Origin of the sequence: Pseudomonas sp. 43A (assembly GCF_013363935.1) — a bacterium.
Classification (GTDB): domain Bacteria; phylum Pseudomonadota; class Gammaproteobacteria; order Pseudomonadales; family Pseudomonadaceae; genus Aquipseudomonas; species Aquipseudomonas crudilactis.
Window position 1 is genome coordinate 3,890,615 of the sequence record NZ_CP054880.1, and the last position, 15,985, is coordinate 3,906,599.

At 57.4% G+C, this 15,985-nt stretch carries 16 protein-coding genes and 1 pseudogene; 12 read left to right on the plus strand and 5 right to left on the minus strand.

All coding sequences use genetic code 11. The annotated features are described in order from the left end of the window. Positions 1-13: 13 nt before the first annotated feature. The 3 genes from HUW52_RS17060 to HUW52_RS17070 all read left to right on the plus strand — a co-directional run bounded on the left by HUW52_RS17060 (position 14) and on the right by HUW52_RS17070 (position 1,877). Positions 14-919 carry a LysR family transcriptional regulator gene (locus HUW52_RS17060; RefSeq protein WP_026000729.1) on the plus strand — a complete coding sequence of 302 codons (906 nt, stop codon included), beginning with the start codon at positions 14-16 and terminating at the stop codon, positions 917-919. Between the two features lie 67 nt (positions 920-986). Next, complete coding sequence (locus HUW52_RS17065) at positions 987-1,250, plus strand: hypothetical protein (RefSeq protein ID WP_016986843.1); 264 nt, start codon at positions 987-989, stop codon at positions 1,248-1,250. A 120-nt stretch (positions 1,251-1,370) separates the two neighbouring features. After that, entirely contained in the window at positions 1,371-1,877 is a 507-nt protein-coding gene (locus HUW52_RS17070; RefSeq protein WP_175554342.1) for an AAA family ATPase, read from the plus strand. A gap of 145 nt (positions 1,878-2,022) precedes the next feature. On the opposite strand, the gene HUW52_RS17075 is transcribed toward HUW52_RS17070, so the two are convergent. After that, positions 2,023-2,616, minus strand: a complete 594-nt coding sequence (locus tag HUW52_RS17075; RefSeq protein WP_175554343.1) for an NADPH-dependent FMN reductase — start codon at positions 2,614-2,616, stop codon at positions 2,023-2,025. Beyond that, positions 2,613-3,469, minus strand: a pseudogene (locus HUW52_RS17080) (sterol desaturase family protein). Before HUW52_RS17080 ends, HUW52_RS17075 begins: the two are co-directional and overlap by 4 nt. A 67-nt stretch (positions 3,470-3,536) precedes the next feature. On the opposite strand from HUW52_RS17080, the gene HUW52_RS17085 reads away from it, so the two are divergent. After that, entirely contained in the window at positions 3,537-4,499 is a 963-nt protein-coding gene (locus tag HUW52_RS17085; RefSeq protein WP_016986847.1) for an AraC family transcriptional regulator, read from the plus strand. 115 nt (positions 4,500-4,614) lie between these two features. On the opposite strand, the gene HUW52_RS17090 is transcribed toward HUW52_RS17085, so the two are convergent. Beyond that, a complete protein-coding gene (locus tag HUW52_RS17090) occupies positions 4,615-5,004 on the minus strand; it encodes a helix-turn-helix domain-containing protein (protein ID WP_016986848.1) in 390 nt (129 codons plus the stop codon). A 113-nt stretch (positions 5,005-5,117) separates the two neighbouring features. Here HUW52_RS17090 and namA point away from each other — a divergent pair, with 113 nt between their 5' ends. Both namA and HUW52_RS17100 read left to right on the plus strand, forming a co-directional pair. After that, positions 5,118-6,158 carry an NADPH dehydrogenase NamA gene (namA, locus tag HUW52_RS17095; RefSeq protein ID WP_175554344.1) on the plus strand — a complete coding sequence of 347 codons (1,041 nt, stop codon included), beginning with the start codon at positions 5,118-5,120 and terminating at the stop codon, positions 6,156-6,158. A gap of 40 nt (positions 6,159-6,198) precedes the next feature. Continuing rightward, positions 6,199-6,582 (plus strand): nuclear transport factor 2 family protein, encoded by a 384-nt coding sequence (locus tag HUW52_RS17100; protein ID WP_108224581.1) that lies wholly within the window; start codon positions 6,199-6,201, stop codon positions 6,580-6,582. Positions 6,583-6,678: 96 nt separating this feature from the next. Here HUW52_RS17100 and HUW52_RS17105 read toward each other — a convergent pair whose 3' ends face one another. Continuing rightward, positions 6,679-7,689, minus strand: a complete 1,011-nt coding sequence (locus tag HUW52_RS17105) for an NAD(P)-dependent alcohol dehydrogenase (RefSeq protein ID WP_175555692.1) — start codon at positions 7,687-7,689, stop codon at positions 6,679-6,681. A 170-nt stretch (positions 7,690-7,859) separates the two neighbouring features. Here HUW52_RS17105 and HUW52_RS17110 point away from each other — a divergent pair, with 170 nt between their 5' ends. Then, positions 7,860-8,774, plus strand: coding sequence for a LysR family transcriptional regulator (locus HUW52_RS17110; RefSeq protein ID WP_175554345.1), 915 nt, complete (start codon positions 7,860-7,862; stop codon positions 8,772-8,774). A gap of 170 nt (positions 8,775-8,944) precedes the next feature. Continuing rightward, positions 8,945-9,406: a hypothetical protein gene (locus HUW52_RS17115; protein ID WP_175554346.1), complete on the plus strand. Its 462-nt coding sequence runs from the start codon at positions 8,945-8,947 to the stop codon at positions 9,404-9,406. A 55-nt stretch (positions 9,407-9,461) separates the two neighbouring features. Here HUW52_RS17115 and HUW52_RS17120 read toward each other — a convergent pair whose 3' ends face one another. Beyond that, positions 9,462-10,667, minus strand: coding sequence for an MFS transporter (locus HUW52_RS17120; RefSeq protein ID WP_175554347.1), 1,206 nt, complete (start codon positions 10,665-10,667; stop codon positions 9,462-9,464). A 230-nt stretch (positions 10,668-10,897) separates the two neighbouring features. On the opposite strand from HUW52_RS17120, the gene HUW52_RS17125 reads away from it, so the two are divergent. The 4 genes from HUW52_RS17125 (at position 10,898) to HUW52_RS17140 (ending at position 15,985) form a co-directional block, all read left to right on the plus strand. Continuing rightward, positions 10,898-11,830, plus strand: coding sequence for an AraC family transcriptional regulator (locus HUW52_RS17125; protein WP_016986853.1), 933 nt, complete (start codon positions 10,898-10,900; stop codon positions 11,828-11,830). Between the two features lie 77 nt (positions 11,831-11,907). Beyond that, on the plus strand, positions 11,908-12,363 hold the full coding sequence (locus HUW52_RS17130) for a (2Fe-2S)-binding protein (protein ID WP_039772180.1): 456 nt from the start codon (positions 11,908-11,910) through the stop codon (positions 12,361-12,363). Then, complete coding sequence (locus HUW52_RS17135) at positions 12,363-14,615, plus strand: molybdopterin cofactor-binding domain-containing protein (RefSeq protein ID WP_175554348.1); 2,253 nt, start codon at positions 12,363-12,365, stop codon at positions 14,613-14,615. Before HUW52_RS17130 ends, HUW52_RS17135 begins: the two co-directional genes overlap by 1 nt. 17 nt (positions 14,616-14,632) lie before the next feature. Then, positions 14,633-15,985 (plus strand): cytochrome c, encoded by a 1,353-nt coding sequence (locus tag HUW52_RS17140; protein ID WP_175554349.1) that lies wholly within the window; start codon positions 14,633-14,635, stop codon positions 15,983-15,985.

The following is a 15,985-nucleotide window of genomic DNA, read 5'->3' on the forward strand; positions in this document are numbered from 1 at the left end:
GGAGGCACAAGTGGTGGATTTCAACGGCAGATCAGGTGAAATGAGTGTGTTCACCACCGTGGCGCAGGAAGGCAGCCTGTCGGCCGCCGCGCGTGCACTGGGCCTGACACCCTCGGCCGTCAGCCGGATCATCGCGCGCACCGAGCAACGTCTTGGCACCCGCCTGCTGTTGCGCACTACCCGAGCGATCACCTTCACCGCCGAGGGCGAAGCGTTCCTGCGCGGCGCCCGACGTATCCTCGCCGACATGGACGAGGTCGAAGACGCCATCGCCGATCAAGGCGTGCCCAAGGGGCGATTGCGGGTCAGTGCCGCCCTTGGTCATGGACGCCTGGCCATCGTTCCCTTGGTCGCAGCCTTCAGCGCTCTTTACCCGAACATCGTCGTCGACCTCACCCTCGGCGACGAAGTGGTCGACATCCTCGGCGGGCAAGCCGACGTCGCGGTGCGCTTTGGCCACCTGCCCGACAGCCCCCTGACCGCACGCAGGATCGGCACTACCGGCCAGGTCGTGGTGGCATCGCCCGAGTATCTGCAACGCCACGGCGTCCCGCAGGAACCGGAAGACCTGCTCCAGCACAACTGCCTGCGCTTCAATTTCAAGCGTGCCGAACCCAACTGGCCATTCATCCGTGATGGCAAAGAGTTTTCCCTGAAGGTCAGCGGCAACATCGAATGCAGCAGTGGTGAAGCGTTGGCACAGTTCGCGCGAATGGGCGCCGGCATTGCCCGTATCGGAGAGTTCAGCGTGAGCGAGGATCTGCAGCGCGGCGACCTGATTGCGCTGCTGGAAACCTGCAACCCCGGGGACCAGGAACCGATTCATGCGGTGTTCGTCGGTGGCCCGGCAATGCCGGCGCGGGTGCGATTGTTCGTGGACTTCTTGCTGGAGCATCACCGGATGTCAGCGCAGGTATAAGCTGATACTTGCGGATACTCGTGAAGTTGATGGCCGTCGTTAAAGACATCTTCAGGTAAGGATTTTTATGAGCAGATTGTCGGCACTGATCATGCAGGCACGTGAAGGGCTATGCATTCAACAGAAGATTCCCCAAGAAAAATGGAAGGCGATTGCCTCTAAATGTGGTCCTGCAGAGATAGCAGAAATCACCGAGCGAATCGCTACATTGAAAGCTGAACTGAGAACCATCGAAGAATGGGATGGTGAAACCATGGACGATATAAATATCGCCATTTACCAATTTTCTCTTTTGCTGGAACTGTCAGTTGGTCGCCAATTAAATAGTTGACCGTCAGCTTTGGACCGTTTTCTCTTCCTCTCGCGACGGGCAGAGATCGGCCAGAAGCGGACATTGGTTTCGGTAGGTATTGGCCTAGACTGGGTCAACTCAATCATCGAAGGACATAGAATGCTTATTGTCTTCAGCGGCCTTCCAGGTACTGGAAAAACGACTATAGCAAGTGACCTTGCCACCAAAGCAAGGGCGGTGTATCTGCGGATCGATACGATTGAGCAGGCTATCCGAAACTCCGGTGCTCTGGCACAAGACGTGGGGCGCAGTGGTTATAGGGTCGCTAATGAGCTTGCTCTGAGCAATCTTCGTTTTGGCAGTCTTGTCATAGTCGACTGTGTTAACCCAGTAATCGAAAGCCGAAACGCGTGGAGCGAGATCGCTACTCGCGCCGGTACGCCATTAGTGAATATCCAGGTGGTCTGCTCTGATAAATATGAACACCAGCGACGGGTAGAAACCAGGAAGATTGATATTCCTGGTCTGTCGCCACCCACCTGGCAGTCAGTATTGGATCATGAGTACGAGCCGTGGGATAACGCTCCGTTTAATATAGATACAGCCTTGACGTCTCCGGCGGAGGCAGTGGCAATGATCACTAAACGATTTTTATCCGAGGAGTAGCGCCAGCTAAAAACTCTACGTAACAACGGGCGATCAGCAGACGCTTGCCGCTTTTGGCTGAACGCTGACGGTCGACAACGGCGGCTTCCGGCCAGAAGCGGACAGTACTATTTCAACGACGAGAAATTGTTGAAGTGCGAGAATCTCACATCCCCGTGGAGAACTCAGGTGGATGTTTGATTGCAGTTCGCATCGTACGCAAGGCGTCATCGTATTGGCAAAGAATCTGCAAAGTCCAATCGGCACGTGCGCGGATGCGAACATCACTTTCATCTGAAGGAAATTCAGTGTTAAACATTGATTCAACGTTTCTTACAATCAGTTGCTCAGGCAAATACAGGATCCGGCTATTTTTATAGCTCGAAGAACGTAACTCTGTAATTGGATAGGCTCCACCAAGTCCAGCCGAAACGCCAACCAGAAGCGCGGGCTTATGTCCTAGTTCGCTGAGCCCTGCGTACAAAAAGAAGTTCTTCAGGGCCGGGCAAGCCATGCCATTCCATTCCGGGCTGATCACGATCAATGCTGTTGCTTTTTTGAGGGAAGATTGCTGGACACTCCAGGCTTTCTGCGTGTCTTCTTCTGGCCACAGCGGTAGCGGACTCGACGCCAGATCTATTAGTTCGCTTGAGTCACAAAGCTCAAGCGCTTCTAACCGCTCGCGCAGATAATGGGCAACTTTGATTGATTGACTGTTGGATCTATTCGATCCAGACAGCAGAACGATATGGCGACTCATTGTGCGGCCTTCTGTTTAGCGTTACCTACTTTGGGTGCGGTGCGATGGGAGCGAACGATTGGCCAGAACAATTCTTCTTTCCAGGTTATCGGTGACAAGTGTTCGATACCGTATGCTGGCGGACGCCTACGGGTAATTTGGCTGTTCCGAACAACACATCCCATAAAAATAACAAGTTACCGAAATTACCTTTGTAGTGAGTCACGCCATCCTCTGCAGTCAAACCGTGATGCGCAGAATGAGTGGATGGAGTGGAGATGGTTCGCTCAAGAACCCAGATGATCGGCCGTAAAGCGCGAATGCGATAAAGTTTGTCGTCCCATGCAACACTGCTGTGTGCGGCGAAGATCACAGTCATTTTTATAATCAGATAAACATAATAAACGTGTGCGAGCCCCAGATAAATCAACACGCCAGATAGCCAGATACCCGGCATCAAGAGATAGTAGAAACTATTGTTGCGATAGACGATGCGAATGCTCATATAAGGCGCGGAATGATGTGCGCGATGCAATGCATAAAGAGCGGGAATCCGATGAGTCAGGCGATGCCACCAATATTGGGTCATGTCATCCAGCAGTAGAAATAACGCAAATCCTGCGATCCATGGAATAGAGGACAGTGCGCCCTTCATTTCCGGGATGGTCTGATTCAATATCGTGCCACTTAGCCACATGACTAAAGGGAATGTGACCATCACTAATATACCGGAGCCGATGACTTCAATGAGGACGTCACGTCTACTACCTGACGGCTGACGAAGCGAGGAACAGGCAAGTTCCAGTAAAATGAAGGAGAGGAAAATCCCGGCTACTATCACAGCGGGGTTATTGACGAGCATTGTTGTATTCATGGCACTCTCGATTTAGGCCCTTCCGGGCAATGCCCTTTCATTAGAAACCTGCGAGCAAGTCCTCCCAATGCGCGAAATGGACAAAATTGAGCTAGAACCGGCCAACCGCCCACCCCAACGCTTTCATCGCGGCAGGCTGGGCCAGGTATTGGAGCGCTTCCTTGATAGCCAGGTTGCCCGGAAAAGTACGGATTACAACCTGATCGAACTGGATCAACTGTGGCGCGAAGCGGCACGTATCGATCCGGCGATCGGATTAAAATTGTTCGCGCTATTCACACCCCAGGACTTGCATGTCCTGGCTTATCTTTGCCTGTACAGTCCCGATATTTTGTCAGCTATGCACCTTTGGGCCCGGTACGCACCTCTTGCCTCGGACACCGACAATGTAAGGTTGGTAAATGACGAAAACGGCGTCGGAGTCGAATTGAACGTTGATGCGCCAGGAGAGTTGGCGCGGTATGTCGTCGAACACTACGGGGTGATGTCCATAGCGCAGTTACGACAAGGTACAGGACACAATGTGCAGCCGATTTTGGCAAAGTTCACTCATTCGCGTCCGTCGTATTACAAGCAGTACACCCAATGGTTTGGTGATCGAGTCGAGTTTGATTGCTCGATCAACTGCTTCTATTTTCATCCTCGAAGCTTAAGCCTGCCAATGCAAACCCGTCATCACGGGATGTTGGAATTATTAACGCAGGAACTGGATCGACGGATCGCCGCGCATCGGAATTTCAGCGGTTGGTCAGCCAAGGTTGCTGAAGGAGCGCGACGATCTCTAGCGAGACGTGAAATTCCCAATCTGGACAATCTGGCGAAGTCGCTGCACCAGACACCAAGGACCTTGCGCAGACGGCTGGAAGAGCAAGGTACAACCTTCAGACAATTGCTCGATCAGATTCGCGCAGAATTGGAAATGCATCTTGAATTGCAAGGAGAGTCATTAACCGAGATTGCCGCTCAACTTGGTTACAGCGATTTGACAGCGTATCTCCACGCCCGAAGCCGATGGCGTGACATGAAATAAGGTGGCGGCCCGATTTTTTCGTAACCGCAGCGCCATCTCAAAAATTCGCCTCATCCGCGCGGTTGATTGCGCTCGTGCAGTTTCAACCCCCTTCACCTCTCAACATCGCCATGATTCAAGCCAGAGATTCCAGTTTGTCGTCACAGACTGCAGAACGCCTGAGTTCCAGGATCGTGCGTTCATGCACTGCTCCCCACTCTCGCATCGCACTCACCAATGGCGCGAGTGAGTTACCTAACGCTGTAAGCGAATACTCCACTTTGGGTGGCACCTCGCGATAGATTTCGCGATGAATCACCCCGTCAGTCTCCAGTTCTCTCAGCTGGAGTGTGAGCATCCTCTGTGTGATATCTGGAATTAGCCGACGCAGCTCGTTGAAGCGCTTCGTGCCTGACATCAGGTGAAAAAGTATGAGCGATTTCCATTTTCCACCAATGACATCGACAGTGAACGCCACGGGGCACGCGAAAGCCTCGATTTCGTCCTGAGGGTTACATTTTTTCACTGTTATCACCTTGGTATAAAAAGTGTGCCTACCGCACAAAATTGTGCGTACTTACGTCGATGTGCTGCAAAAGTTAGCATGGATTCCATATTCACCACTATGGAACCGGACAGATGAGTTTGTTGTTATCACCCTATGAAATTAAGGGCCTCACCCTGAAAAACCGGGTCGTCATGTCCCCTATGTGCATGCATATGGCGGCGGATGATGGTTTCGTCACTGACTGGCACCGCGTTCATTACGGCGCTCGTGCTCTGGGTCAGGCTGCGCTGATTTTTCCCGAAACGCTGGCCATTCAGGCTGACGGTCGTATTGGAGCCGGTGACCTTGGCATCTGGAGCGATGAGCACGTTGTCGGCTTGAAGGCGCTAACAGAATTGCTTCACGGCTTTGGTGCAAAAGCCGGCGCTCAGATCGGCCATGCGGGGCGCAATGCTGACCTGCCCGGTCTGATTCACATCGCGCCATCGGCGATTCCATTTACGGAAACCAGCCCTGTTCCTCGCGAACTCGCGGCTGACGAGATTCCGGCTCTGGTAAAGCTTTTCGGCGATGCCGCACGACGGGCCAGCGACGCTGGATTTGATGTGCTTGAGATCCATGCCGCGCACGGCTACTTGTTAAGTGAGTTTCTCTCGCCGTTGGCTAATACCCGCGACGACGAATATGGCGGAGATGCCGAGCGTCGTTATCGCTTCCTGCGCGAGGTGCTGGAAGAGGTCAAAACGCATTGGGGGGATCGCCCTCTGTTCGTTCGCATCTCCAGTTCTGATTACGCCGAAGGCGGAAACACGCCCGAGTCGTTCCTCGAATATGGTCGCTGGATGAAAGCGCAGGGCGTTGACTTGATCGACTGCAGCTCCGGCGGGATCAAGATGGTCAAGGTCGAGACCTACCCGGGTTACCAAGTGCCGGCCGCCGAATTACTGCGTAAGGAGTTGCATATAGCAACAGGCGCTGTGGGTGTGATTCAGAGTGGACGTCAGGCTGAAGAAATCTTGCAGAACGGCCGAGCTGATCTGGTGTTTGTCGGGCGGCAAATGCTCCGAGATCCATTCTGGGTTCGCACCGCTGCAGATGATCTTAAGGAAATCATTGAGATTCCTACCGCCTACACACGTTATGGATCTGTCTGGCTTGATACCAAAGCCTGATGCCTTTGTTGCACTAATCCTATGAAGCAGGAGCAAGCACATGAGCAAGCCAACTTACGTTGAAGAATACCAAGCCATCACCGAGGTGCTTAACCAGTACATCGAGGGCTGCAAGCAGGCCAAAAGCAGCATCATGAAGCCAGCTTTCAGTGAGCAGGCAACCATGTTCAGTGTCGATGGCGACGGCAAGCTGGCGGGCGGCGCAATTTCAATCCTGTTCGACGGGATCGACAAGGGTTTCCGCCCTTCTCCTGATGCACCGGCGGCTATCGTTCGCGTCGAAGTCGTCGGTACGGCTGCGAGCGCTCGCATCGACGCCAACGACATGTCAGGTATCTCTTTCACTGACTTTTTTCATCTGCTGAAAGTTGATGGCAAGTGGACTGTGATTAGCAAGATTTTTCAAACTCATGTAACGCCTTGATGACTTGGGTCGTCCGGCAGCCCTTGCTTATGCGTTGACATCAGAATCTGCTGCGATGAGCGAAAAAAAGGCGCCAAAATTGGCGCCTTAACGTTATCAAGCGACTTTGATCACAACCTTCCCAAATGCTCCCCTCGCGAGATGCTCGTAAGCTTCTCGTGCTTTCTCGAACGGATAAACCTGATCAATCACGGGACGGATCTTGTGCTCGTTGAGGAACGCGTTCATCCGGTCGAATGATGAGCGCGGCGCCACGGCGATTCCGCGAATGGTCGTCTGACGGAAAATAAGTGGCATCAGATTGAGCTCAACGGTTTGTCCTGTCAGAAAGCCGATCTGCGCAATACGCCCCGATGCCTTGGTTGCTGCGACTGATTGATTGATGCCACTGCCACCGGCCACATCGAGTAACAGATCCACGCCCTTGCCGTCGGTTAGTTTCAGCACTTCGTCCGCCCACTTCGGGGTGGTTCTGTAGTTGATGCCCGCCACAGCTCCCAGCCCCGTCACAGTTTGCAGATTCTGGTCGCTGCTCGACGTTGCGATGACCTTCGCGCCAAGTGCAGTAGCAATCTGCACGGCAAATATCGATACCCCTCCAGTACCTTGAACCAATACGGTCTGTCCTGCCTTGATCTGTCCAAAGTCCACCAGCGAATACCAGGCTGTGAGCGCAGCAATGGGCAGTGTTGCCGCCTCCTCGTCGCTCATGTTGTCGGGAGCACCGACGGCGCTGTCTTCATGGATGATCATGTATTCGGCCAGACCGCCGGGCAACGGCGAACCGAAGCAGTAATCGGGTTCGTTCGGCCCTGGCTCGCCATCCAGCCAGCGTGAATAAAGGTGGGAGTTGACGCGATCACCGACTTTAAAACGCGTGACGTTGTCACCAATGGCGACCACCGTGCCGGCTGCATCGCTTACCGGAATCAGCGGTTTTGGCACCATGTGCGGTTCATAAATGCCGTCGACGATAGCCTTGTCGCGAAAGTTGAGCGAGACAGCGCCGACCTTCACCAGTAACTCGCCAGCCTTGGGTTGCGGGGTCGCAACCTCTCCCAATTGCAGGTTGTCGAGTCCGAAATCGTTCAATAACCAAGCTTTCATTGCCAATCTCCAATTACACATCAATGGCCTCGAACCAGAACCGGTTCCGCCTTGGGTGCATTTTTCGCTGTTGAAGGTGCGCAATAAATGCGTGAAAAAAGACATGATTGTTCTATTCTTGGATAACAATCATGTTCAACCGTTGATGTCCGGGTTCATAGGAAAGCGTCATGGAATTGCTTCAATCGATGCGACTGTTCGCCAGGCTTGCCGAACTTGGCAGCTTTACCAAAGCTGCCGAATCGCTGGACATCGGGCGACCGCAGGTCACTCGGTATATCCAGGAGCTGGAAACGTCACTGGGCGTGCGCTTGTTCCAGCGCACCACGAGAAAGGTCGCACTCACCGCCGAGGGCGAGAGGTTCTATGAGCGGGTACAGGAAATTCTGGCGGGTATTGCTGCTGCGACCTCAATGTTCGATCGATCAGGAGCAACGCTCACAGGCCGGCTGCGCGTCGATATCCCAAGCGCCTTCGCGCAGATGAAATTCATCAATAGCCTTAAAGAATTCACCGTCTCCTACCCCAGTATCAACATGGTTCTGGGCGTGACTGATCGGGCCGTCGACTTGATCGGCGAAGGCGTCGACTGTGCGTTGCGTATCGGCGATCTACCGAATTCCACCTTGATCGCTCGCCCTATCGCGATGGCGACGATGGTGACGTGTGCCGCGCCCGGGTATTTGAACGAGCATGGCGAACCCAAGACACTCGACGATCTGGCCTCCCATCGAGGCGTCAACTTCTTGTCCGGTCAGAGCAACCGGACATTGCCCTGGCATTTTTCGGTGAAAGGTCAGGATCGATCCTTTGTGCCTGACGCCGGCATCACCGTCACCGAGTCGAATGCGTACGTTCAGTGTGGTGTGTCGGGCTTCGGAATAATTCAGGCACCCGGGATCGCCGTGGCCAAGCATTTGGAAAGTCGCGGTTTGGTGGAAATTCTAAAGCCTTATCGGCCAGCCCCTCGCCCGGTGTCGTTGCTATACCCGAGCCGGACTCATCTGGCGCCCCAGGTTCAAGCTTTTATCGAGTGGCTGCAAGAGCGATTTCCGCAGCTTCATTCTGACTGGCTGGAACTCTAGCAATCGAGCTGTGTAAACGGTGGTTACGGGGCGGAACCGGTCCTTCGCGAACGTCGGTTCTTACCCAATTCATATAACACCCTTATGTAACCCGAAAACACGTCGATACCGTGCAGTAGCACGGAAGCACCGCAACCGCACTGACTCCCGAGAAGGAAGGAACCCGATCAATGTTGGAACACCTCTGGCGCAACATCCATTCCCCGGACTACTTGCCCAACGTACTGGAGTGGATGCTCCATATTCTCCTCAGCCCTTTCATGGTGATCATGTGCCTGATGGTCGGCGCGCTGGCCGGAAAATGGTGGAGAGCACTGCCCTACGGCAGCCTGGTTTGCTATGTGGTCTTCCTGAGCCGGTCTTCTTTCTATCGGTGGGAAAGCATTTTCCCTATAGCCGGTCTGCCTGCGCTGGCGATCGATGGCGCGCTGTTGGCGCTCCTCGGTTTTTATTTGAAAGGCCTACTCAGAAGCCGCTCTGAAGCAAAACCCGAAGGTCATTGGCTGCGCAGGCTTTATCAAGGCCTTAAGGTTGTCATGCTGACAGTCATGGTGTTGTTCTGGGGAGTCGTCGTGCTGTTTGTCGTGGTCTTCACTGTCTCGGTCGCGACCCAACCGTCATTGGCGCACTGAGCAGCTTCCTGCTTGATCAGACAAATCGGGTCTCAGGATCGCCGGGAACAGCCTCCTAATGAACTGCCGACTCAACAAGATGAACCTCCGTCGCATTGCGCCCCGCCAACCAGGCCAGCACCGACGCGACAACCAAGACAGCGGCACTAAGCTCGAACGTAGCTTTATAACCACTCAAATCAAAAGCCAGACCACCAATGATTGCGCCACCGGCGATCGCCAATTGGACAATCGCCACGAGCAAGCCGCCTCCAGCCTCCGCATCATCCGGAAGCGTTTGCGCCAGCCATGTCCACCAACCGACTGGCGCGGCCGTGGCGACCAGTCCCCAGAGACCGAGCAAAATGGCGGTCAACACCGGTGATTTGCCGAAGCTGACCAGCGCCAGCGCGATGGCCGCCATGATCAGCGGGATGACGGTCAACGTGCGGTAGAGGCCGCGGCCCATAAACCGTTCGATCAGAAAGGTGCCGATAAAGCCGGCCAGTCCCAACCCCAGCAGCATCAAGGACAACGTTGAAACACTGACGCCCGTCACGCCTTCAAGGAAGGGCCGCAGGTAGGTGAACAGCATGAACTGGCCCATGAAAAACACGCTGACGGCGACCATGCCCAAGGCCACTGGCAATTGCTTCATCAGCCGCAGAACGTTGCCGCTACCGGCCTGGCGCTCGGCCTTGAACGACGGCAGGCTGATCAGCAGCCACACCGCTGCCAGCACCGCGACCGGAACCACGCAGAAGAATGCGCCGCGCCAGCCGATCAGCGAGCCGAGAAAACTGCCCGCCGGAGCGGCGATGACCGTGGCCAGCGCGTTACCGCCATTGACGATGGCCAGCGCTCGCGAAACCTGTTCAGGCTTCACCAGACGTATTGCTGTCGCCGCCGACAGCGACCAGAAACCACCAATCGCTATCCCGATCAACGCACGTCCAAACATGAATGACGGGTAACCCGGTGCGATCGCGACCACCGTGCCGGAGACGATCATCAGCAAGGTCAGGCCCAGCAACAATTTCTTGCGTTCGACGCGAGCGGCGACCGATGCAATCAACAGGCTGGTGATCAAGGCAAAGGCGCCCGACACGGAAATCCCCTGCCCGGCCTGGCCTTCGGTGATGTGCAGGTCTGCCGCAATCGGCGTCAGCAGGCTGACCGGCATGAACTCTGAAGCGACCAAAGCGAATGCGGCCAGCGACATGGCCAGCACGGCGCTCCAGCCGCCTGTTTTTTTGGAAGGATCTGTAGAAGGAAATGTCATTGGAACGACCTGTGATGCGAAAAAACGGGTGGATGTGATGCGCAGGGGCAAGCAGTGTGTCGCCCATCCTGGCACCGCCCCTGAAACAGATAGACACATTCTCCCGGTCAATCCGGCCCTTCCCTAGTGCATTCCTCTTGAATGCTTGCCTGATCCTCTGGCGATGCAGGGTGATGGATAGGAAACGTCTCGCGCGCGCATTAGAGTTCGCTCAACAGGAGTGACCCGACATGATCCCAACCCCTCTGCCCCAGGAATCGCCTTTGGCGGTGAACATCGACCCGCGCGTGAGCGCGCCGGGTGACTTCGCCACGGCCATACCCGGACTGTCGCTGTTTCGTCGCGACCAGCCGGCGCCCCCCGTGGTGTGCATGATCGAACCCAGCCTGATTCTCGTCGGTCGCGGCGAAAAGCGTTTGTGGGTTGGTGGTGAGGGTTACAGCTATGACCCTTCGCGGTTTCTGGTGACGTCGCTGGACCTGCCCGCCAACTCCGAAGTGACGCTTGCCAGTCCCGAACAGCCCTGTGTCGGTCTGGTGCTGAAACTGGATGTGAGCATGCTCGCCGAAGTCATCACCAAGAGCGGCTTGCCGGCCAAGCGGCAGCCATCAACGGGCACCGGCGCCGCGATTGGCAGCCTGTCGTCCGCGCTGGAGGGCGCACTTGACCGCCTGCTGGCATTGCTCGACGAACCCGAGGCGATCCCGGTGCTGGCGCCGCTGATTTTGCGCGAGATCCACTATCGGTTGCTGCATACCGACCAAGGTGCACGGCTGCGGCAGATCACGGCCGTCGATGGTCAGGGTTATCGCATCGCCAAGGCGATTGACTGGCTCAAGCTCAACTACGCAGATGCCCTGCGCATCGACGATCTGGCCGCGCGTGTGCAGATGAGCGCGCCGACCTTTCACCATCATTTCCGTCAGCTCACCGGTATGAGTCCGCTGCAGTACCAGAAATGGCTGCGCCTCAACGAAGCGCGGCGGCTGATGCTGGTCGAGCGCCTCGACGTTTCGCGCGCGGCGTTTGCGGTCGGCTATGAAAGCCCTTCGCAGTTCAGCCGTGAATATGGCCGCCTGTTCGGCACCGCGCCGAGTCGTGACATCGCCCTCCTGCGCGGGCAGCCATTTGAAGCAGAAGCGCTCGGCACAATAGCGAATTGAACGAAAAACGCTGATGCGCCTCGCCGCGTGTCACCGCTCATAACAATGCACGTCAACCGATGATCAGCGGGTGAATCATGGAACTACGAATCAACCAGAAGACCTATCAGGTCGATGCCGACGCCGATACACCCTTGCTGTGGGTGATTCGCGATGATCTGGGCATGACCGGGACCAAGTACGGCTGCGGACTGGCGCAATGCGGCGCCTGTTCGGTGCTGGTGGATGGCAATGTGGTGCGCTCGTGCGTCACGCCGGTGGCCGGTGTGGTCGGCCGCGAGGTCACCACCATTGAGGCCATCGAAAGCGATGACGTGGGCAAACGGGTGGTCTCGACCTGGGTCGATCTGCAGGTCGCCCAGTGTGGCTACTGCCAGTCCGGGCAAGTGATGGCCGCCACCGCGTTGCTCAAACAGAACCCCAAGCCGAGTGATGCGCAGATCGAGGCGGCGATGGTCAATCTGTGCCGCTGCGGTACTTACAACGCGATTCATGCCGCCGTGCATGAGCTTGCCGGCAAGGGAGACGCGTGATGAACGTGCGAATCGACCCTTCACAGCAAGCCTCGGTACTGGATCTGCACGAACCGATCAATGTTTCGCGTAGACGTTTTCTCACCGGCACCGCCGTCGGCGCACTGGTCCTCGGCTTCGGCCTGCCGCTGGGGGCGACGCGCGTGCAAGCTGCCGTTGCAGCGGCGACGGCCGAACGCGGCACGCAGGTGCCGGCGTTTCTTGAGATCCGTCCGGACAACCGCGTGCGTCTGCTCTGCCCGTTCATGGAAGGCGGACAAGGCACGTTCACGGCGATGGCGCAAATCGTCGGTGAAGAGCTGGATGCCGATCCATCGACCTTTCTGGTAGAAGCCGCACCGCCCGGCGAAGCCTATGTGGTGCTGGAAAACGGCATGCGTATCACCGGCGGCAGCATGTCTGTGCGCATGAGCTACCCGGTCATGCGCCGCCTCGGCGCCCTCGCCCGCGCCATGTTATTGCAGGCGGGCGCGCAGCAACTTGGCGTGCCGGTCAGCGAGTTGAGCACCGAGCCCGGCAAAGTCGTGCATGCCAAGTCGGGCCGCTCGCTGGCTTACGGTGAACTGGCCGAGCGGGCGATGGATCTGCCGGTTCCCGATCCGGCCTCTGTGAAGCTGCGTGATCCGAGCCAGTTCCGCTGGATCGGCAAACCGGTGAAACGCCTCGATGCCTACGACAAGTCCACCGGCAAGGCGCTGTACAGCATCGATCTGAAGGTCGATGACATGCTCCATGCCGCCGTTCAACATGCCCCGCGCCTGGGCATGACGGTCGGCAACCTGCGCAACGAAGAGCAGGTCAAGGCCATGAAAGGCGTGCATTCCGTGCACCGTCTGCCGGGCGCCGTGGCGGTAGTCGCCGAGCGCTGGTGGCACGCCAAACGTGCGGTCGAAGCGATTCAGGTCGACTGGCAAGAGCCAACGGCCGACAGCAAAGTGCGGCCGATGCCCGCTGACTTTTCCAGCGATGCCTGGTTCAAACGCCTCGCGGAAGATAAAGGCCCGGCCAAAGATGATGAAAACCAAGGCGACGTGGCGTCGATTTTCAAGGACACCAAGACCCGGATCGACGCCACTTACCACAACCAATACCTGAACCACGGTCAACTGGAACCGCCTTCAGCACTGGCCCGATTCAACCCCGACGGTTCGCTGGAAGTCTGGCTGCCGAATCAGGCGCCGGACATGTTCCGCGCCGACATCGCCAAACGCACGGGCCTCGATCTTTCGCGCATCACCTTGCATTCCCCGCTGCTGGGCGGGTTCTTTGGCCGGCATTTTCTCTACGACTCGGCCAGTCCCTACCCTCAGGCGATCGCGTTGTCCAAGGCCGTTGGCCGACCGGTCAAACTGATCTGGAGTCGCGAAGAAGAGTTCCTGCGTGACGTGCTGCGCCCGGTTGCCGCAGTGAATTTCCGCGCTGCGCTGGACAGCGACGGCTGGCCGCTGGCAATCGAAGCGATCAGCGCCACCGAAGGCCCGACCGAAGCGCTCGCCGGCAAGCAAGGTGAAAAACTCGACCCCACGGCGCTTGAAGGCTTGTCGGGCAAGTCCTATGCGATCTCTAACAAACGCATCGCGCAGATCTACGTCAAAGGCCCTGCGATGCTCGGTTACTGGCGTTCGGTGGGCAATTCGCTGAACGACTTCTTCTATGAATCGTTCCTCGATGAGCTGGCCGACAAGGGTGGCAAGGACCCGTTCGACCTGCGCCTGCATTTGCTGCGTGACAACAAACGCCTGACCACCCTGCTACAAGCGGTGGGTGAACTGTCGGGCGGCTGGAAGCGCGGGCCGTTTACCGCCGAGGACGGCAGTAAACGTGCACGCGGCGTGGCCATGGCTTCGCCGTTCGGTACGGAGACGGCGGTGATCGCCGAGGTGTCCATCGAGAACGGCCAGGTCAAGGTGCACGACATCTGGCAGGCGATTGACCCGGGCAGCATCGTCAACCCGGCGATTGTCGAAGCGCAGGTCAATGGCGCCGTGGCGCTGGGACTGTCGCAAACCCTGGTGGAAGAAGCCGTGTGGATTGATGGCAAACCCCGGGCGCGCAACTACGACTTGTATCCGATCCTGCCGCCTGCGCGGATGGCTCGGGTCCATGTGCGTGTGGTCGAGAGTGGCGAAAAAATGGGTGGCATCGGTGAACCGCCGTTGCCAGCGGTCGCGCCCGCCGTCGCTAACGCGGTGGCAAGGCTAACCGGTCAGCGGGTGCGCAGCCTGCCCATGAGCCGACACACCTTCACTTGATCAGCGCCGGAGCGTCCATGAATAACAGCCGATTCGCAAGAACCGCTGGCTGGCTGGCAGTGCCGTGCCTGGTCGCGGCAGGCCTGCTGGCCTGGTATGTCACCCGCGAGCCTGTCTCGCGCCTGGAAAACCATCAGATCGCCGTGTCCGACATCGACCCGGCGCTGGTCACCCGTGGCGAATACGTCGCCCGGCTCAGCGATTGCGTGGCCTGTCACAGCGTGCCGGGCGGCGCGCCGTTCGCCGGCGGCCTGGAAATGGCCACGCCGCTGGGCTCAATCCATGCGACCAATATCACCCCGGACACGGAGACCGGCATCGGCCACTACAGCCTGGCGGATTTCGACCGGGCGGTGCGCCACGGCGTGGCACCCGACAGTCGCCGGTTGTACCCGGCGATGCCCTACCCGTCCTACGCCAAACTCAGTGACGATGATGTGCGTGCGTTGTATGCGTTCTTCATGAAAGGCGTGGCGCCGGTGAAACAGGCGAATATCCCCAGCACCATTCCCTTTCCGCTGAACCTGCGCTGGCCGATCGCACTGTGGAACGGCGTGTTTGTCGACGCCGAGCCCTACGTGGCCAAACCTTCGCAAGATGAACAGTGGAACCGTGGCGCTTACCTCGTTCAGGGCGCCGGCCACTGCGGCAGTTGCCACACGCCGCGCGGCCTGGCTTTCAACGAGAAGGCACTGGATGAGGCCGGTAAGCCGTACCTCGCCGGTGCGTTGCTCGATGGCTGGTACGCACCGAGCCTGCGCGATGACCACAACACCGGGCTGGGCCGCTGGAGCGAAGCGGAGATCGTGCAGTTCCTCAAGACCGGTCGCAACCAGCACGCGGTGGTCTACGGCTCGATGACCGAGGCGTTCAACAACTCCACCCAGTTCATGAGCGATGAAGATTTGACCGCGATTGCCCACTACCTGAAGTCGCTTCCCGGGGATCGCGAACGGGATGGCGCGCCGTGGCAGTATCAAGCGGTGTCGGCAGCGCAACGTCTGGACTCGCCCGGTGCGCATACCTACGTGACGCGCTGTGCTTCCTGCCACGGTCTGGACGGCAAGGGTCAACCTGAATGGATGCCGCCGCTGGCCGGCGCGACTTCTGCACTGGCCAAGGAAAGCGCCTCGGCGATCAACATCACCCTGAATGGTTCGCAGCGTGTCGTGGCGGCCGGCGTGCCGGACGCCTATCGCATGCCAGCCTTCCGTGAGCAATTGTCGGATCAGCAGATCGCCGAAGTGCTGACGTTCATGCGCAGCACCTGGGGCAATCAGAGCACGGCGGTTGATGCGCAGACGGTGAGCAAACTGCGTGAACACACCGATCCGGCCAGCAGCAGCCCGATCATCCTGCAGATGCGCTAA